General features: G+C 40.3%; 18 protein-coding genes. All 18 read left to right on the forward strand.

Annotation, left to right across the window (positions count from 1 at the left end; all coding sequences use genetic code 11):
- Nucleotides 1–147: 147 nt before the first annotated feature.
- The 18 genes from AC6H1S_RS01215 to AC6H1S_RS01300 all read left to right on the forward strand — a co-directional run bounded on the left by AC6H1S_RS01215 (nt 148) and on the right by AC6H1S_RS01300 (nt 20,217).
- Nucleotides 148–999 carry a UDP-2,3-diacylglucosamine diphosphatase gene (locus AC6H1S_RS01215; RefSeq protein ID WP_497564822.1) on the forward strand — a complete coding sequence of 284 codons (852 nt, stop codon included), beginning with the start codon at nt 148–150 and terminating at the stop codon, nt 997–999.
- 76 nt (nt 1,000–1,075) lie between these two features.
- Nucleotides 1,076–2,065: a glycosyltransferase family protein gene (locus AC6H1S_RS01220; protein WP_497564823.1), complete on the forward strand. Its 990-nt coding sequence runs from the start codon at nt 1,076–1,078 to the stop codon at nt 2,063–2,065.
- A 116-nt stretch (nt 2,066–2,181) separates the two neighbouring features.
- A complete protein-coding gene (locus AC6H1S_RS01225) occupies nt 2,182–3,162 on the forward strand; it encodes a DUF6427 family protein (protein WP_497564824.1) in 981 nt (326 codons plus the stop codon).
- Between the two features lie 119 nt (nt 3,163–3,281).
- Nucleotides 3,282–4,016: a type III pantothenate kinase gene (locus AC6H1S_RS01230; protein WP_199141410.1), complete on the forward strand. Its 735-nt coding sequence runs from the start codon at nt 3,282–3,284 to the stop codon at nt 4,014–4,016.
- Nucleotides 3,997–5,322 carry a BamG family beta-barrel-assembly machinery protein gene (gene bamG, locus AC6H1S_RS01235; RefSeq protein WP_497564825.1) on the forward strand — a complete coding sequence of 442 codons (1,326 nt, stop codon included), beginning with the start codon at nt 3,997–3,999 and terminating at the stop codon, nt 5,320–5,322. The genes AC6H1S_RS01230 and bamG overlap by 20 nt, the downstream gene beginning before the upstream one ends.
- A 51-nt stretch (nt 5,323–5,373) precedes the next feature.
- Nucleotides 5,374–5,949, forward strand: a complete 576-nt coding sequence (locus tag AC6H1S_RS01240) for an LptA/OstA family protein (RefSeq protein ID WP_199141409.1) — start codon at nt 5,374–5,376, stop codon at nt 5,947–5,949.
- Nucleotides 5,950–6,166: 217 nt separating this feature from the next.
- Complete coding sequence (locus tag AC6H1S_RS01245) at nt 6,167–8,263, forward strand: peptidylprolyl isomerase (RefSeq protein WP_497564826.1); 2,097 nt, start codon at nt 6,167–6,169, stop codon at nt 8,261–8,263.
- A gap of 66 nt (nt 8,264–8,329) precedes the next feature.
- Nucleotides 8,330–8,845, forward strand: a complete 516-nt coding sequence (locus tag AC6H1S_RS01250; RefSeq protein WP_199141407.1) for a DUF2480 family protein — start codon at nt 8,330–8,332, stop codon at nt 8,843–8,845.
- Nucleotides 8,846–8,879: 34 nt separating this feature from the next.
- The gene (locus tag AC6H1S_RS01255) at nt 8,880–9,650 is read left to right on the forward strand and encodes a DUF3108 domain-containing protein (protein WP_497564827.1); all 771 of its coding nucleotides are present in this window, start codon (nt 8,880–8,882) and stop codon (nt 9,648–9,650) included.
- A 9-nt stretch (nt 9,651–9,659) separates the two neighbouring features.
- Complete coding sequence (locus AC6H1S_RS01260; protein WP_497564828.1) at nt 9,660–10,226, forward strand: DUF3109 family protein; 567 nt, start codon at nt 9,660–9,662, stop codon at nt 10,224–10,226.
- A gap of 19 nt (nt 10,227–10,245) precedes the next feature.
- Nucleotides 10,246–11,106 (forward strand): glucose-1-phosphate thymidylyltransferase RfbA, encoded by an 861-nt coding sequence (gene rfbA / locus AC6H1S_RS01265; RefSeq protein ID WP_497564829.1) that lies wholly within the window; start codon nt 10,246–10,248, stop codon nt 11,104–11,106.
- Nucleotides 11,107–11,109: 3 nt separating this feature from the next.
- Nucleotides 11,110–12,381, forward strand: a complete 1,272-nt coding sequence (locus AC6H1S_RS01270; protein ID WP_497564830.1) for a nucleotide sugar dehydrogenase — start codon at nt 11,110–11,112, stop codon at nt 12,379–12,381.
- A gap of 164 nt (nt 12,382–12,545) precedes the next feature.
- Entirely contained in the window at nt 12,546–13,682 is a 1,137-nt protein-coding gene (gmd, locus tag AC6H1S_RS01275; RefSeq protein WP_497564831.1) for a GDP-mannose 4,6-dehydratase, read from the forward strand.
- 70 nt (nt 13,683–13,752) lie between these two features.
- Entirely contained in the window at nt 13,753–16,221 is a 2,469-nt protein-coding gene (locus AC6H1S_RS01280) for an SLBB domain-containing protein (RefSeq protein WP_497564832.1), read from the forward strand.
- 71 nt (nt 16,222–16,292) lie between these two features.
- Entirely contained in the window at nt 16,293–17,372 is a 1,080-nt protein-coding gene (locus AC6H1S_RS01285) for a lipopolysaccharide biosynthesis protein (protein WP_497564833.1), read from the forward strand.
- 73 nt (nt 17,373–17,445) lie between these two features.
- A complete protein-coding gene (locus AC6H1S_RS01290; protein WP_497564834.1) occupies nt 17,446–18,444 on the forward strand; it encodes an NAD-dependent 4,6-dehydratase LegB in 999 nt (332 codons plus the stop codon).
- Between the two features lie 4 nt (nt 18,445–18,448).
- Complete coding sequence (locus AC6H1S_RS01295) at nt 18,449–19,600, forward strand: LegC family aminotransferase (RefSeq protein ID WP_497564835.1); 1,152 nt, start codon at nt 18,449–18,451, stop codon at nt 19,598–19,600.
- On the forward strand, nt 19,597–20,217 hold the full coding sequence (locus AC6H1S_RS01300) for an acetyltransferase (RefSeq protein ID WP_497564836.1): 621 nt from the start codon (nt 19,597–19,599) through the stop codon (nt 20,215–20,217). The genes AC6H1S_RS01295 and AC6H1S_RS01300 overlap by 4 nt, the downstream gene beginning before the upstream one ends.

Below are 20,217 nucleotides of genomic sequence, written 5' to 3' on the forward strand. Positions count from 1 at the left end.
GTTTGCCTTCTTGTCATCATTGCTTTTTTCTTTAGTCCATACGACCTGACTATTGATGAAGAAGAAGATTAGGCTAAGGCCTTTGTCAACAGCTTTGGATGCCGGTTTATATGGGCATCTAGCATTTTATCCCCAAAAAATCAGTCCATGGAAAAGAGAGAAGTAGAAATTGCCGTAATCTCTGATGTGCATTTGGGTACTTATGGTTGCCATGCCAAAGAACTGCTCAAATACCTGAAAAGCATCAAGCCCAAAATGATTATTCTGAATGGCGACATCATCGACATCTGGCAGTTCAGCAAAAGATACTGGCCAGAATCACACATGAAAGTGCTGCGCAAACTGATGAAGTTTATGGTGGAGGGCGTACAGGTTTATTACCTTACCGGCAATCACGACGAAATGCTGCGCAAGTTTGCCGATATGCACATGGGTACTTTCCACTTGCAAAATAAACTCGTGCTCGAGCTCGACGGCAAAAAAGCATGGTTTTTTCATGGCGATATTTTCGACGTAACGATGCAGCATTCTAAATGGCTGGCCAAAATGGGAGCCATTGGCTACGACAGCCTAATCCTGATCAACAGTTTCGTAAACTGGGGCCTTGCCTTGCTTGGTCGACAAAAAATGAGCTTTTCGCAAAAGATAAAGGCTAAGTTTAAGGATGCCGTAAAATTCATCAACAGTTTTGAACAAACAGCCGCCGAACTGGCCATAGAAAAAGGCTACGAATATGTGGTTTGCGGGCATATTCACCAGCCCGAAATCAGGGAAATCAGTACCGAAGAGGGCAGGGTTAAATACCTGAACAGCGGCGATTGGGTAGAAAGCCTTACCGCCTTGGAATACCACAAAAAAGAATGGAAAATCTTTAAGTTCGAATACAAGGATTTTGAGAAGGACGATGTGGAACAAGGAATCCTGTCTGACGGCGAAGACCTGCACAGCAAATTGGATGTGAATACCTTGTTGCAAAAGATCAAGCTAGAAATTGCCTAAAGCATAAAACCACCATGTTCGCTTCATTTCCATTAAAACTATAAATACTGCCGAAAAATATAGATATTAGGAGCGGATGAAGATACTTTATGCAATTCAGGGTACTGGTAATGGGCACATTAGCAGGGCAAGGGAAATCGTGCCCTTGTTGCAGCAGCACGGAGATTTAGACATCTTGGTTTCGGGTACGCAAGCCGACGTCAAACTGAGCCAGGAAGTTAAATACCAATTGCATGGCTTCAGTTTTGTTTTTGGGAAAAAGGGTGGGGTAGACCACTATAAAACCTGGAAAAACATGAATTTGCCACGTTTTAGCAAAGACATGCGCAAAGTGCCGCTAGCCGATTACAACCTGATTATCAACGATTTTGAACCGGTTACCGCCTGGGCCTGTAAAATGCAAAAGCTAGAGAGCGTTTCGCTGAGCCACCAGGCTTCATTTAAATCGAGAAAAGTGCCGCGTCCCAAAACCATTGATTGGGGCAAGCTCATCTTAAGCCATTATGCGCCCACCACCCATCATATCGGCTTTCATTTTGAGCGTTATGACGATTTTATCTACACACCGGTGATCAGGAGCGAAATCAGGAACCTGCAGGCCACCAATTTGGGCCACTATACCGTTTACTTGCCCGCCATTGACGATAAGCACCTGGTTAAACTCCTGCAACAGATCCCTAATGTAAGATGGGAGGTTTTTTCAAAACATACCAAACTCAGCTATGCCGACGGAAACGTGTTTGTAGAGCCGATCAATAACGAGCGTTTTAACAAAAGTATGGCCAGTTGCGAGGGTGTCTTTACCGGAGGTGGCTTTGAGGGCCCGGCCGAAGCCCTTTTCTTGGGCAAAAAACTGTTGGTGGCCCCCATGAAATTCCAGTACGAACAGCAATGCAATGCCTATGCCTTAAAAAAATTGGGTTTGCCGGTAATTTGGGGCAGCAATAAAAACTGGTTGCCCATGTTAAAGCAGTTTGTAGCGCAGCCACAGGAACACCAGTTTAACTTTCCCGATGAAACAGCGGCTATTATTGACCAAGTGGTGAAGAAATATACCAGAGTGTAGTCGTAAATAGTCCATATTTTTCGGCTATAACCTCTTCACCACCGGCCGTGGTGTATTAAGCACTAACCACAAGAAGATTTCACGAAATTTTCTTTACTTTGTCCTTATTAACAGGCATGATCAATCAGTTTCGGAGCTTAAGCCCATTCAATCTTTTATTGCTGGCCGCATACACCATTTTTATGCGTTTGGCTATTTTCATTCATTTGCCAGATCCCTTGAGTTTCGAGTTTTTGGAGCCTTATGCCAAGTTGCTGATCCAAATTCCGATTGCCGATTCGTTCTCGCCGGCCATTAATATCGTTTTGGCCATGGTCGTCACTTTTGCTCAGGCCTTGCTTTTTAACCGCATCATCAACAACCACGGCCTGTTGGCCAAACCGAGCTATCTGCCCGCACTCCTGTATGTAACAGGTTCTAGCCTGTTTTTGCAGTTTTTGATTTTGAGTCCGCCGCTCATTTGCAACTTCCTGCTCATTTGGATCATGGACAAGTTCTTGAAGATTGGCAAAACCACCAATGCCATGATGACCATGTTCGATATCGGCATGATCATCGCTTTGGGTACGCTCATCTATTTCCCCTTCATCGTACTCTTGCTCATGTTGTGGCTCAGCCTTTTGCTGTATCGCTCGTTCAACTGGCGCGAATGGATTGCGGGCATTATCGGCTTCCTTACCATCTTTTTCTTCATCGCCGTTTTTTATTATTGGAATGATAAAATCAGCCAGTTTTACCAGATCTGGAAGCCCTTGATCAATAAATTCCCTTCGGCCCTGCAAATCAATTATAACGACTATCTAGTCTTGATCCCCATTGGTGTAATCATCATTTTGGCCGCCCTGCAGCTGCGCGAGAATTTTTTCAGAAGCTTTATCAGCACACGCAAGGCTTTTCAGATGCTGTTCTTCATGTTTGTAATCGTCATCATCAGCTTTTATACCAAGCCCGATTTCAGGGTTTACCATTTTTTGCTGTGCGTACCACCGGGTGCGGTGTTGCTGGCCTACTATTTTTCAAATGCCAAAAAACGCTGGTTCTACGAAAGCTTGTTCGCCATTTTGGTATGCAGCATTCAGTATTTTTTGTTTGTTTAACCTTTTTTAACAATTTGAGACCTTGAAACTTGCCAAAGATTGATAGCTTTGTGCCATGAAATTTGGAGTAGTAGCTTTTCTGGTTCAAATTGCGGACAAATCTTTCCAGGCTTGAGCTTATGCATAATCTGGTTATTGATATTGGAAATACAAATAGTAAGCTTGCGGTTTTCGACCATCAGACCATGGTTCATTTCCAAAGGCTAAAAGAACTGGACGAAATTAGCCTGCAAAGCCTAATCGAAACCTACCAGGTAAAAAATGCCACTGTTTCTAGCGTAAGCAGAGATGTAACAGCACTAGGCAACTTTTTGAGCCGGTCTGTTCGCTATATCCCATTTACCACCGCAATCAACACCGGCATTAAAAACCACTACCAAACGCAGCCCACGCTAGGATTAGACCGGTGGGCAAAGGTAATTGCGGCAAAAGGCCTATATGCTGGCGCCAATTGTTTGATGATCGACATGGGAACTTGCATTACCTACGATGTGCTGACCGCCAACAGCGAATATTTTGGAGGAAGCATCAGTTTAGGCATCAACATGCGGTTTAAGGCGCTGAACCATTATACCGGTAGGCTGCCGCTGATCAGCTGGGATAAGGAAGAATCCATCCCGGAAGGCACAGATACCGCCAATGCCATCAAAAGCGGCGTTTTGTTGGGCGTGCTGAACGAAGTGGAAGGATTTATAGCTTCAGAAAACAAGAAATACAACGACCTGAGGGTCATAATAACAGGTGGCGATGCCGATTTTTTGAGTAAACAATTAAAAAATAGCATCTTTGCACCCCAAATAACAAACGAACCCTATTTGGTTCTAAAAGGATTGAATGAAGTTTTTATACACTAATATGTACCAAAAATTAAGATATACATTTGTAGTTTGCCTTTTGCTGACAGGTGTAATTGCAAATGCACAAATTACCCTGCAATCTCCATATTCTAAATTCGGAGTAGGAAACATCAAAGGTTCGTTGCTGCCCCAGCTTAGGGCAATGGGTGGCGTTTCTACCGCGGTAAACAAAGTTAATTTTTTCAATAACATTAACATGCAGAACCCGGCCTCGTATGCATCGATCAATCTAACAACTTTAGATATCGGAATGGCCGCAGGCTTTACCGAATTGAGCAACAGCACGCAAAAAGAGAATAGTTTCAACTCAACGCTGAGCCATGTGGCGCTTGCTTTTCCGGTAACGACAAAATCGGCATTGAGTTTTGGCATCATGCCTTATTCGGAGCTGGGCTACAACTTTATCAATTCTACAAAAGTGGGTACCACTACCGACAATACCAAAAACGTGGATTACAGGTATACCGGCGAAGGTGGCTTAACCAAAGCTTATTTGGGCTATGGTGTACAGTTTGGCGATCATTTTAGGATTGGCGCCAATGCCGAATATTTGTTTGGTAACCTTTTGGAAAACCGTTCTACAGAATATGTAAACGAACCAGGCGCCATCAATTCGCGTTTGCAGGCTAAAAACAGCGTAGGCGGCATTGGTTTTTCTTATGGTGCACAGTATGACATTAGCCTAGATAGCAAAACCACGATCATGTTGGGCTATTCGGGGTCCTCATCGTCTAAAATCAATTCGAAAAGAAGCCAGGTCGTTACGCAATATTATAACGATTCGCAAGGCAATGAACAAACGGCAATCGATACCTTGGTGTTTGTAGAAAATGCGCCAACAAATCTTAAAATGCCTTTGATACACAACTTTGGTATCAGCATCCAAAAGAACAATAAATGGTTGTTTGGTGCCGACTACCGCATAGGCAAATGGTCTAACTTAACCATCGACAAGGTAAACCAAGGCTTGCAAGATACTTATGGCTTTTCTGTTGGAGGCCAGATTACACCAGATATTACCGCGATTAACGGCTATTTTAAAAGGGTTGATTACCGTTTTGGCTTCCAATACGATAAAACCTACATCCAAATGGCCGGACAAGACATTAAGCAAATGGCCGTTACGGTAGGCTTAGGCTTGCCTTTATCGTCGTTTGGCCGAACCCTTTATAAAATGAACTTCAGTGCCGAGCTGGGCAAAAGAGGAACCATTAGCAACGGCCTGCTTCAAGAAAAATACATCAATTTCCACTTGGGCTTTACACTTAACGATAAGTGGTTCAGCAGATTTAGGTTCGACTAAGACAGACTTTGTAGCGTAAATTTTCGTTACAGATGAAAAAAATGTACACTGATGAGAAAGTCGGGTAACCCATTTGGCCTATTGTTGCTTTTGGTGGTGCTGAGCAGCGTCATGCTGGCTTGCAACGACGATGACCTGAAGAATGCCACCGCAATCTCGGCCAAGAAGATTACCTTGAGCAAAGACCGTTCTTATGGCGTAGAAATTATCTATAGCGATTCGGCCAAAGTAAAAGCAAAAGGTTTTGCCCCCATTCTCGACCAAGTTACTCCATCGCAAGGGCCAAAGTACAATGAAATGCCTAAGGGTATAAAAATCAACTTTTTCGACGATTACCTCAAAAGCACAGGCTCTATCACTTCTGACTATGCCATCAACAAGGAAGGCGAAAAAATCACCATTTTTAGGAAACACGTGGTGGTGATCAACGATCAGATTACTTTTACCACCGAAGAACTGACCTGGGACGAAAACAAGCGGATGTATTTTTCGCCTTTTGGTACGGTTACCACTAAAGATGGCAATGTAGTTACAGGAACACAGTTTTCGGCTCCCCAGGATTTTAGTACCTATAACATTAAAGACGCCGCTGCCGAAGGCTATCTTAAAGATAAAATAGTCCCTTAAACAAATATAGATTAGCAGACTATCTGCTTAATTCAAGGCAAAAATCAACTAAAACCATCATGATTTGCCGAGGTGTATAGCAGAAATGGACAAAAAATCAGGATGGCTTTATCACCACTGAAAATCAATAGCTAAACAGATGAAAATTATATTTTCTAATTAGTTGCAAATTTGTATCTTGCGCCCTCTTAAAAAAAATTGATAAAATAAGAATAATATGGGATTAATGACTTTCATGCGTACCAAGATGGGGTATTTTCTAGTAGGAGGTATCGCAGTGGTATTAGCGTTATTTGTATTAGAGCCTTTGTTGCAGCATACTTCGTCTCTTTGGGGAGCTTCTAGAACTTCGGTTGGCTCTATAGACGGCGAGGAGATTAAATATGAAGAATTTAATCCTAAGGTAGAACAAAGCATTTCACAGTTTAAGCAGCAATATGGTGGCAGCATCAACCCGCAAATGCAGGCCATGGCTGTTGATCAGGCATGGCAGGGCGAAATTGCCAATGTGTTGTTAACCAAAGAATATACACGTTTGGGCCTAATCGTTTCAGGCGATGAGCTTTTTGACCTTTTGCAAGGCAAAAATCCAAGCCCACTGATTAAACAGTATTTCTCAAACCCGCAAACAGGCGAGCTTGACCGTAATGCCGTAATTACTTCGTTAAAAGCACAACAAAAAGACCCTAAGCTTAAGCAACAATGGGATATGCTACAGGCCGAAATCGAGAAACAGGCTTTGCAACAAAAATATGCCAACCTAGTTCGCAATTCGGTATACGTAACTTCATTAGAAGCCAACGACGAATACATCAACCGCAACAAGCTGGTTAACTTCAAATATGTAAACCTGGATTACAGCACCGTTTTGGACAAAGACGTAAAAATTACAGATGCTGATTATCAAGCTTACTACGATGCCAACAAAAAACGTTTTGACAATCCTGTTGAGACCCGTTCTTTCGAATATGTTTCTTTCAGCATTAAGCCAACTGCAACCGATTCGGCAGCAGTTAAAGCACAAGTAGAGAAATTGGCTGCCGATTTCAAGGTTACGCCTAACGATTCGTTGTTTGCCATCAACAATTCTGACGTAAAAGTTCCTTATGCTTATATTGCTAAAGGAAAATTGGATCCGGCTGTAGATTCGGTAATTTTCAATTATCCTGCAGGAAGTTTCTACGGTCCTAAATTTTCAGGCAATTCCTATAAACTGATCAAGGTGATTAGCACCCGTTTCTCTCCTGATTCGGTAAAAGCAAGCCATATCTTAATCGATCCGAGCAAAGTAGGTGGCGAAGCCAATGCACTTAAAATGGCCGACTCGCTAAAAGCTGTAGTACAAAAAGGCGGAAGCTTTGCCGAACTGGCCAAAAAATATAGCGTAGACGGCTCTAAAGATAAAGGTGGCGATTTGGGTACCTTCGGCCGCAATGCCATGGTAGCTCCATTCGAGGAGGCAGCATTTGGCGGAAAAACCGGCGACTTGAAAGTAGTAAAAACCCAATTCGGTGTTCACTTGATCAAGATCGAAAAGCAAATCGGTTCTTCTAAAGAGGCTAAATTGGCCTATATCGAGAAAACATTGGCCCCAAGTGCCAAAACCAGGGATATTGCCTATAAAAAAGCGTCTAACTTCTTAAACGAGGTTAAAGGCGATAACTTCAATGCCTTGGCTCAAAAACAAGGTTATACCGTGGGTGTGGCCGACAAGGTAGTTTCTTCACAAGGCTTTGCGCCAGGCTTGGATAATCCTCGTCAGCTGATCAGAGATGCATACGATGCCAAAAAAGGCGATGTACTTGGTCAGGTTTACACCATGGACAATGGCTTTGTAGTTGCCCATTTAACAGATATTAAACCTAAAGGCCAATTGAGCTTGGAAGATGTAAAAAAACAAATCCAGCCTATGGTCATGAATGCCGTTAAAGCAAAAATGTTGACTGAGCAGGCTAACAAAGCCTTGGCAGGTGCTTCAAACATTGATCAAGTAGCCCAAAAACTAGGCAAAACCGCTACTCCAGTACAAAATATGGTGTTTGCAAACCCGATCATTCCAGGTTTGGCCCAAGAAAACAAGGTAGTTGGTACTATTTTCGGTTCGGCTGTAAACAAGTTGTCTAAACCAGTTGATGGCGAGAAAGGCGTGTATGTGTTTACCGTAGAAGGTTTCACCGCTCCTGCACCATTGGGCAACACATTTAAGCAAAAAGAAACGATGTTGCTTGGTTTAGGCCAACGCTCTTTAGGCGCTGCTTTCCAGGCATTACAAGAAAAAAGCGATATAAAAGACAATAGGGTGAAATTCTATTAAGCTGAATTGCGTAATTTTACAACCGTCCCCACTTTAGTCGGGACGGTTTTTTATTTTATAGAGGTTATGGATATTCAGGAAAACATCGTTAATAAAGTGGCTTCAAGTGGTTTGCTAACCCTAAATCTGGAAGAATATTTCCACAAAGGAGAACGCTTGGTGTATGATATTAAAGACAATCTGTTTCATGGGCTGATTCTCAAAGAGCAGGATTTTAGGGCCTTTATCAAGGAACACGACTGGTCGCAGTATCAGGATAAAAACGTAGCAATTATTTGCAGCGCCGATGCCATTGTGCCGACTTGGGCCTATATGTTACTGGCCAATAAAATGCAACCATACGCCAACGAAGTAGTGTTTGGCAACCTTGATGTACTTGAAGCCGTGCTTTATAGCAAGGCATTGGCCAAAATAGACCTTAATGCCTTTGCCGGACAGCGTGTGGTGATCAAAGGTTGCGCCGACTTGGAAGTGCCTGTGGCTGCCTATGTAGAAATTACGGCATTGCTAACGCCGGTGGCCAAAAGCATTATGTTTGGTGAACCTTGCTCAACAGTGCCGATTTATAAGCGTAAGGACTAATTTTTTTGGATTGCTTTTTGTTTGTTCACCAAATATGAGAAGACTAATAATAGGAATAGCTGTAACATTATTTGGCGTACAGGCTTTGGCACAAGAGCTGCCACTTAAGAAAGAGCCCATCTTTCAAGAGGGAGAGGTATTGAGTTATAAGCTGAAGTATGGGTTTTTAACCGCTGCCGAAGCTACTATTAAAGTATTGGGTACCGATGTCAAATTCGACAATAAACCTACCTATAGGCTGTCAGTCGATGCGCAGACTTCGGGCACTTTCGATATTTTTTACAAGATCAGGGACCATTACGATTCCTATATCGACAAAACCGACCTTACCCCTTATTTCTATCAAGAAAATATCAGGGAGGCCAGCTATCGGAGGCAAGACAAGGCAAGGTTTCACCAGGACGACAAGAAAGTGGTGGCTAATAGAGGTACTTTTGCTACGCCAACCACGCAAACATTCGATTTGGTTTCGGCCTATTATTTTGCCCGTAGCTTGGATATTTCGAAACTGAAAATCGGCGAGAAGTTCAAGCTCAACTATTTTCTGGGCGACGAAATCAGTGCGCTAGAAATAGAATATGTGGGCAAGGAAAACGTAAAAAGTAAACTAGGCAATATCCGTTGCCTCAAATTCAGCCCCTCCATTAAGCCAGGGCGTGTTTTTAGAAAAGATAGTAAATTGTACCTTTGGATAACCGATGATGGTAACAGGGTGCCTGTAAAGGCGCAGGTAGAGATTTTGGTAGGTTCGGTAACACTAGAAATCAAATCGGCCGAAGGCCTGAAATATCCAATAGGAAGTTAGCTCAAACAGATGATTGAAGTACAAAATGCCTTAGTGCATGAAGATGTGGTTAGCGAAAGCTTTGTGTGTAATTTGAATAAATGCAAGGGGATTTGTTGCGTAGAAGGAGATTCGGGTGCCCCGCTAGAAGTGGCAGAAACTGCAATCCTGCAGGAAATCTATCCTAAAATCAAGCACTTGTTGGCGCCAAAAGGCATTGAAGCCATCGAGGCCCAAGGTACCTATGTTGTAGATTTAGATGGCGACTTGACCACCACTTGCGTAGATGGCAATAAAGAATGCGCCTACGTAACTTTCGAAAACGGCATTACCAAATGTGCCATCGAAAAAGCCTATGAGCAAGGTTTGGTGGATTGGAAAAAACCAATTTCTTGCCACCTTTATCCGATCCGGATTACCAAATATCCAGAATTTGATGTGCTGCATTACGATAGGTGGCACATTTGCAGCGATGCTTGTACCTTTGGCCGCGAACTCAAAGTGCCAGTTTACCAGTTCCTTAAAGAGCCATTGATCAGAAAATATGGTGCCGAATGGTACGCCGAATTGGAAAATAGCGTAACTTCAAAAGATTAATCCATACCAAATAAAACCAATGAAGGGAATAATTTTAGCAGGAGGAAGCGGTACGAGGCTGCATCCCTTAACATTAGCCATGAGCAAACAGATGATGCCGGTTTATGATAAACCCATGATCTATTATCCGTTGTCTATCTTAATGTTAGCTGGAATTAAAGAGGTATTGATTATTTCTACGCCACATGATTTGCCAAATTTTGAAAAACTATTGGGTGATGGTGCAAGTTTAGGGTGTAGCTTTAGCTATGCTGTACAACACGAGCCCAACGGTTTGGCCCAAGCCTTTGTAATTGGCGAAGAATTTATTGGTACGGATAAAGTAGCGCTTATTCTAGGAGACAACATCTTCCATGGCGACGGAATGGCTAAGTTGCTACAAGCTTCCGCAGATCCCGATGGCGGTGTGGTGTTCGCTTATCAGGTTTCTGATCCGGAGCGATACGGCGTGGTAGAATTTGATAAGGAAAATAAGGTCATCTCTATAGAAGAAAAGCCAAAAGAGCCCAAATCAGATTATGCAGTGCCAGGACTTTATTTTTATGATAATTCTGTAGTAGAGATTGCCAAAAATATCCAGCCATCGGCCAGGGGCGAATACGAAATTACCGATGTTAATAAAGAATACCTCAAAAGAGGCAAATTAAAAGTAGGTATTTTGAGCAGGGGAACCGCTTGGCTAGATACAGGCACTTTTACCTCTTTAATGCAGGCTGGCCAGTTTGTACAGATTATCGAAGAACGCCAGGGCCTGAAAATAGGTTGCATAGAAGAAATAGCCTACAGAATGAACTTCATTAATGCCGAACAGTTAAAGGAAATTGCAAGACCACTTTTAAAAAGTGGTTATGGCGAATATTTATTAAAGATAGTAAGGTAAATAATGAACCAACATATAAAGATTGGAATAGTTGGCTTAGGTTATGTTGGTTTGCCTTTAGCAATAGAATTTGCAAAGAAATACAAGGTTGTAGGTTTTGATATTGACCCAAGCAGAATTGATGAATTAAAAAATGGCATAGATAAAACTCAAGAAGCTGATTTAAAACAATTGGTACAGGCGCTCCAATCTAAAAATCTGGTTTTTTCTTCGTTTTCGATTGATATCCAATCATGTAATATCTACATTGTAACTGTACCAACACCAATAGATCAAATCAAAAAGCCAGACTTAAGGCCGCTTCTAGAGGCCTCTGCCATGATTGGTTCATTGTTGAAAAAGGATGATATTGTAATTTACGAATCGACGGTTTATCCGGGATGTACAGAAGAAGATTGTGTACCGATATTAGAAGAAACGTCGGGTTTAAAATACAATGTCGACTTTTTCTGTGGTTATTCACCTGAACGCATCAATCCAGGCGATAGGATAAATACGCTAACAAAAATTAAAAAAGTTACTTCCGGATCTAATTCAGAGACAGCGGAAACGATAGATCAGCTTTACCTTAGTATTATTACCGCCGGTACACATAAAGCATCCAGTATTAAAGTGGCTGAGGCCTCAAAGGCAATTGAAAATGCTCAACGAGATGTGAATATTTCATTTGTGAATGAACTTGCTTTGATCTTTGATAAAATGGGTATTGACACCAATGATGTGCTAGAAGCAGCTGGTACTAAGTGGAACTTTCTCAGATATAAACCTGGATTAGTTGGCGGGCACTGTATAGGTGTAGATCCTTATTATTTGGCCTATAAATCGGAATCTTTAGGTTATAAGCCAGAAGTTATTCTATCTGGACGTAGAGTAAATGACGAAATGGGCATATTCGTGGCGAATAAGATAGTCAAAATGATGCTAACCAAGAATAAAGATATTAAGAATTCAAAAGTACTCATTTTAGGTTTTGCATTTAAAGAAAATTGCCCTGACACTAGGAATACCAAAGTAATCGATATTTATAGGGAACTTAGTTCGTTTGGGGTTTCTGTAGATATCTATGACCCTTGGGCAAATCCGCTACAAGTTAAAAAAGAATACGGGCTTAAATTAATTCCTGAGATAAAAACCATTACTTACGATGCAGTTGTTCTGGCCGTAGCTCATGATAAATTTCTTGATATAGATTACGAAGATTTAAAAAATAATGGTGCCATTATCTTTGATACAAAATCTTTCATCAATCGCATCTTTGTAGATGCACGCCTTTAATAATTCAAGATGATTAAAGTAAACATATGAGTTTAAACATTTGCTTTTACTAATGTCGGCTAATGACTTTTGTGGATTTTTATCCATTTAAATGTAAAGTTTCTGTAGTAAAAGGCAGAAATTATTTGTTAAGTTTGCAAGCTTGAAAGAATTAGTTATTTAATATGAAAGTTGCCTTAATTACAGGAGTAACAGGACAAGATGGAGCTTATTTAGCTGAGTTCCTTTTAAAAAAAGGTTATTTTGTTCATGGTATTAAAAGGCGGTCTTCTTTATTCAATACCGATCGTATCGATCATCTATATCAGGACCAACATGAAAATAATGTAAGATTTAAATTGCATTATGGCGATTTGACCGATTCTACCAATCTGATTCGCATTATTCAAGAAACCCAACCAGACGAAATCTATAATTTGGCAGCTATGAGCCATGTGCAAGTAAGTTTCGAAATGCCGGAGTACACTGCGAATGCCGATGGGATAGGCACCTTAAGGTTATTAGAGGCCGTGCGAATATTAGGGTTGACAAACAAAACTAAAATTTATCAAGCCTCAACTTCCGAATTGTACGGCCTGGTACAGGCGGTTCCGCAAAGCGAAACCACACCATTTTATCCGCGTTCGCCTTATGCTGTGGCCAAAATATATGGCTATTGGATTACCGTAAATTATCGTGAAGCTTATGGCATGTTTGCTTGCAATGGAATTTTGTTTAACCATGAAAGCCCTTTAAGAGGTGAAACCTTTGTTACGCGCAAAATTACCCGTGCTGCTTGCAAAATAGCCTTGGGCCTTCAAAACTGCTTGTATCTAGGTAATCTATCGGCACAACGTGATTGGGGACATGCTAAAGATTATATAGAGGCCATGTGGCTCATTTTGCAACAAGAACAACCAGAAGATTTTGTAATCGCTACAGGAATAACGACAACTGTCCGCGATTTTGTAAAAATGAGCTTTGCTGAACTTGGGATTGAAATCGAGTTCTCTGGAAAAGAAGAACAGGAAAAGGGCGTAATTATTGATATAGACCAAGAAAAAATTGAAAAGTTAGGTTTAAATTCAAATAACCTAAAACTTGGCACGACCGTTGTGCGAGTGGACCCGAAATATTTTAGGCCAACTGAAGTTGATTTGTTGTTGGGCGATCCTAGTAAATCGAAGACCAAACTAGGATGGAGACCAAAATATGATTTACCTGCATTGGTAAATGATATGGTGACCTCCGACTTACATTTGATGAAAAAGGATGAATTCTTAAAAGATGGGGGCTTTAATACGCTCAATTATTTTGAATAAGCTTAAAGGCTAAATATTAATTTAATAATACCGTGTAGAAATATACGGATACCTAAGATACAAAATACCAATGAGACAAAAAGTAACTTTATTAATCACCTTTGTTTTATTTTCATGTGTATTTCATTTTTCTTCTATAGCTCAAACCAGTTATGTAGATGTAAAAGTTGATCAGCTATCTGATTCGCAAATTCTGAAAATGATCAAAGATGCAGAATCAATAGGCTATACAGAAGCACAACTGGAGCAAATGGCCTCTGCTAGGGGTATGAAAACAGAAGAAATCCAAAAGTTGCGTTTGCGGGTAAATAAATTGCGTAGTCAAGGAACAACAACGCAAACGGAAAACAAATCTTCTAATACAGGGCGAGAATATAGTGAAACTACGCAAGGTGGAAACATTGCTAATGAGAAGAAAGAGAAAGACGATGAAGTTGCCCCAAAAATATTTGGTTCAGAGCTATTTCGTAATGGCAATATTACCTTTGAGCCAAACCTTCGGATTGCAACACCTCAAGGATATATTATTGGCCCTGATGATAAATTGATTATTGACTTAACAGGTGATAACGAAGCAAGTTATAATCCGCAGGTAAGTCCAGATGGTATAATCAACATCCAATATGTGGGAAGAATTGCTGTAGGTGGATTGACTATAGAGCAAGCCACGTCTAAAATTAAGACAGCAATGTCGAAAACATATAAGGCAATAACTACAGGCCGTTCTTTCTTGGCCGTAAACCTCGGAAATATCAGAAGTATTAAAGTAACTGTAACAGGTAGTGTAATTAAACCAGGTACATTTACGGTATCTTCACTGTCAACTGTTTATGCTGTACTGTATGCCTGTGGTGGCCCATCGCATAATGGATCCTTCAGGAATATTCAAATTATTAGAAATAATAAAGTGATCAAGACTGTTGATGTCTACAGTTTTTTATTAAAAGGCATTCAGGAGGATAACATCCGATTGCAAGACCAGGATGTTATTCATGTACCAGTTTACGAAAAAAGAGTAGAAATTTCGGGAGAAGTTAAGCAAACCGCCCTGTTTGAAATCAAAAAGAGCGAAACACTACAAGATGTAATTAATTTCGCGGGAGGCTTTACCACCCAGGCTTATACTGCTAAAATCAAATCCTTCCAAAATACAGATAAAGAAAGAAGAATATCAGATATTTCGGCATCAGAATTTAATACTTATGAGCCAAAGAATGGTGATAAATATATTGTAGAAGCGATTTTAGATCGTTTTGATAATAGAGTAGAGATATTAGGGGCAGTATTTAGACCAGGAATCTACGAACTAGAAAAAGGGTTAACCGTAAAAGGATTGATCAATAAAGCCGAAGGATTAACAGAAGATGCATTTTTGAATCGCGCCTATATTAACAGACTAAATCCAAATAATACTTTCTCGATGCTGTCTTTTGATATTGCTAAAGTAATGGCAGGCACCACAGAAGATATTCCTTTACAACGTGAAGATAAAATTACAATATCCTCTGTGTTCGACCTACGCGATGAATATAAAGTAAGCATCCAAGGAGAGGTTCGTTTACCTGGGACATTTGATTTTGCCGATAACATGACTCTTGAATCGATTATCCAATTAGCAGGCGGATTTAGAGAAGGTGCGACTCCAAATAGGATTGAGATTTCGAGAAGAGTTAGAAATAGTGATGCGACTTCTGCAAAGGCAAAAACTGCAGAGGTCTTTACGGTAAATGTTGATCAAAATCTAAAAATACAGGATAATTCTTTTGTACTTAAACCTTTTGATATCATTTCAGTGAGAAGTGCAGAAGGATATACTACGCAAAAGCAAGTTAAATTAGAAGGAGAGGTAGTTTATCCTGGGCCATATACGATTACCAATAAAAATGAAAGAATTTCTGACCTTATTAGAAGAGCAGGTGGTCTTACGTCGTCAGCTTATGCAGATGGTGCTTCTTTAAAAAGACCAGGAGCAGAAAAAGTAAATCCGACCGATAAAAATGCGATTAATAATAAAGAAGAAGAGGATAAGAAGTTCTTGAGTTTAAAAAGGGCACAAGAATCAGGAGTAAAAGACACAGTTAAGGCTGAAATTGAACAGAAATTAATTCAAAGCGATTTGGTAGGTATAAACTTAGAAAAGATTTTAAGTAACCCCTTGTCGAAATATGATTTAATTGTTGAAGATGGGGATGTCATTCGTGTGCCCAGAACTTTGCAGACAGTTAAGGTTACAGGTGAAGTTTTAAATCCTAACAGTATAGTATTCCTGCCAGGGAAAAGTCTAAAACAATATATTAATAATGCGGGTGGTTTTACGTCTAATGCTAGAAAAGGAGGAGTTTATATTAAATATGCAAATGGGTCAGCTGCAGCGGTAGGGAAATTCTTATTTTTTAACAGTTATCCAAAAGTAAAACCGGGGGCAGAAATTATGGTGCCAAAACGTGCAGAGCGCGAAAAATTAAGCGCACAGGCTTGGATAGGTATCGGAACGGGTTTGGCATCATTGGCGGCAATTATAGTTAGTCTATTGAGATAGTATCCCGTGGCAGATAAGCGAATTAAATACAGGTCTTCACTTAAACAGAAGAGTATTAAAATAATATTGAAATGATCGTCAAAAAAGATCAAGAACAGGAAAATTTAACGGATGAGATTTCATTAAAAGAAATCATGCTAAAGAGCAAGGAATGGTTCCGCTATATCTTGTCAAAATGGCTTGTTCTCGTAATAATGGGATTATTAGGGTCTGCATTAGGGTATTTATATGCCAGTTCAAAGAAAATAATTTATGTAGCATCAACAACATTTGTGCTTGAAGAAGCAGGCGGAGGCTCTGGGGGCTTAGGACAATATTCAGGACTTGCCTCGATGGTAGGTATTGACTTGGGGAGCAACGGTAGCCTTTTTCAGGGAGATAATTTATTAGAACTATATAGGTCTAGAACTACACTCCAAAAAACACTGCTTAGCGAAGTATTAATAAATGGGAAAAAGCAATTATTAATCGATAGGTATATTGACTTTAATAAACTTAGGGAAGGCCTTTCAAAGAAGTTGGGAAAACAGAGCCTATATTTTGCTAAAAAACCTGAAGAGTTGTTTACTAGGGCTCAAGACAGCTTGATTGGCGAATTTACGTCAAATATTCGGAAGAGCTATTTGACTGTGAGCCGGCCAGATAAAAAACTGAATATCATAAAGGTAGAAGTAAGAGCAATAGATGAGTTCTTTGCCAAGGCTTTCAACGATCAGTTAGTTAAAATTGTAAATGACTTTTATGTACAGACTAAAACAAAGAAATCTGCACAGAATGTAGCGATACTTAAACGACAAAGCGATTCTGTTAAATTGGTTTTAAACGGTGCTATAGTTTCAGCCGTATCAACACTAGATGAAACCCCTAATATAAATCCAACAAGAATGGTCTTGAGAAGTGGGGCCCAAAGATCTCAGTTCAATGCTGAAATGAATAAAGCGGTTTTAACAGAATTGGTTAAAAACCTGGAACTTTCCAGAATCACACTTAGAAGAGAGACCCCCCTGATAGAAACGATAGATACACCGGTGCTACCTCTTGAAAAAGTACAGGTAAGTAAAAAAGTAATGGTTGTGTTTTGGGGAATGATCGCGGGTTTAATTGGGGTATTCTTTTTTACCGCACGAAGATACCTCACAAAATTTTATTAAAATCTAGATTTTGTCACTCAGGTTTTAATAAGCTTTAAAGATATATTTTAATAAAAATCTTAAGATAAAATTAATGGAGTTAAAAAATAAAAGTATTTTAATTACTGGGGCAGATGGCTTTATTGGAAGCCACTTGGTTGAAAAATTAGTTGAAGAGGGAGCCAAAGTACGAGCGTTTGTTTATTATAATTCGTTTAATAGTTGGGGCTGGTTAGATAGCCTGCCAAAAACGGTTCTCGACCAAATTGATGTATTTGCTGGAGATATCAGAGACCCTAATGGGGTGCGAACGGCAATGAAAGGAATAGATGTGGTTTTTCACCTCGCCGCCTTAATTGCAATCCCTTTTAGCTACCATTCTCCAGATTCGTATATAGATACTAATGTAAAGGGAACTTTAAATATTGTTCAGGCCGCTAAAGACCTTGGGGTAGAGCGGGTACTTGTAACTTCTACTTCGGAGGTTTATGGTACAGCGCAATATATTCCAATTGATGAAATACATCCTCGCCAACCCCAATCTCCTTATTCGGCCAGTAAAATCGGAGCAGATTGCATTGCCGATTCGTTTTATAGAAGCTTTGATTTGCCTTTAACTATTGTAAGGCCTTTTAATACGTATGGCCCTCGCCAATCTGCAAGAGCGGTCATACCAACGATTATTACACAATTGCTTAATGGCAAAAAAGAAATCAAGTTGGGGGATCTTAGCCCTACAAGAGATTTGCTGTTTGTAAAAGACACCGCAAAGGGATTTATAGAAATTGCAAAATCCGACAGTTTAATCGGACATGATTGCAATATTGCCACACAATCCGAAATCTCTGTCGGAGATTTGGCCCAGGAGCTAATTAGACAAATAAACCCCGAGGCTAAAATCATTACTGACGACGAGCGTTTGAGACCAGAAAAATCGGAAGTGTTTAGATTATACGGCAGCAACGAAAAAATTCAAAAATATACAAACTGGAAGCAATCTTATACTCTTCAGCAAGGTTTAGCAGAAACCATAGAATGGTTTAGTAAGGAAGAGAACTTAAAACAATATAAGGCCGACATTTATAATATATAGTAATATGCATATTTCTTTGAAGGAGATCGCTGACTTCATAAAAGGCGAATTTCCCAATCAAGACTTTATCCCCTTACATGCACCTCTTTTTATTGGAAATGAAAGAAAGTATGTATTGGAAACATTAGATTCTACCTTCGTCTCATCGGTTGGAGCATTTGTAGATCGCTTCGAAGAAATGATGTGCGAAATAACAGGCGCTTCGTATTGCGTTGCCATTGTAAATGGTACTAACGCATTGCATATGGGCTTGCTCATGGCCGACGTACGGCGCGATGATGAAGTGCTTTCTCAGAGCTTGACTTTTATTGCTACTTGCAATGCAATAAGTTACATAGGAGCTAAACCTGTGTTTGTTGATGTAGATCGAGATACATTAGGTTTGTCTCCATCTTCACTGGCCCAATTCCTTAACGAACATGGCGAGCTTAGAGCTGACGGCTTTACTTATAATAAAAAAACGGGGAACCGTATCAAGGCATGTGTACCGATGCACACATTCGGATTACCCTGTAGAATCGACGAAATAGCCGACATATGCAGAAATTGGAACATTTCACTTGTAGAAGATGCCGCTGAATCGCTCGGAAGCTATTACAAAGGCAAGCATACCGGTGTATTTGGGCAAGTAGGTATATTTAGCTTCAACGGAAATAAAACTGTAACTAGCGGTGGTGGCGGAGCGCTAATAACAAACGATCAGGCATTGGCGAAAAGAGCCAAGCACTTAACAACTCAAGCAAAAGTGCCACATCCATGGGCCTTTATACATGATGAGATTGGATATAATTATAGGATGCCTAATCTCAATGCCGCATTGGCCTGCGCCCAACTTGAACAATTGAGTGCGTACGTTAAAAATAAAAGGGAGCTGGCGGCTATTTATATGGAAAAATTTAATGCCAACGGGATTGAGTTTTGCAATGAAATCGAAGACGCTGAGGCGAATTACTGGCTCAACGCAATTCTCTTGGATGGCTTAGACCAAAGAGAGGAGTTTTTGGCTTATATGAATAGTAATGGTGTTATGGCTAGACCAATTTGGGCTTTAATGCATACATTACCCATGTTCAAAGACGCACAGCGAACCGATTTGTCAAATAGCGAATTTATAGCCGATAGGTTGGTAAACCTTCCTAGCAGCGTGAGGTTATGAGAAGGAAAGCAATTATTATTGGATACTCTGGGCATGCGTATGTAATGTTAGATGCCCTGATTTCTAGTGATTTTGATGTTTTAGGTTATTGTGAGAAACAAGAGAAGGCAAATAATCCGTATAAGCTGAAGTATTTGGGTACGGAAGATGATGAATATGTATCCAACCTGCTAAAAGAGAGCAATATTTTTATAGGTGTCGGCGATAACAAGATCAGGTCTAAGATTTTTGATAAGATGTTGTCTCGACATGTCGAATGCCCACTTCTTATCAGTAAATCGGCACAGATTTCACCACTTGCGACAATTGGTGATGGCACTGTTGTAATGCCGGGCGCCATTATAAATGCCTGTGCCAAAATAGGAAAGGCCGTAATATGCAATTCTTCGTCTATAATCGAGCATGAATGCAGAATTGGTGATTATAGCCATATTGCCCCCGGTGTAGTTCTGGCAGGAAATGTAAGTGTGGGGAAATATTCATTCGTTGGGGCAAATACAGTAGTTAGACAAGGAATTAATATCGGATCCAACGTAGTTATAGGGGCAGGCTCTGTAATAGTTAAAGATATACCGGATAATGCTTTGATTTATGGCAATCCGGGGAAAATGAATTAA

The sequence above is a fragment of the Pedobacter sp. TM02 genome, assembly GCF_059705275.1.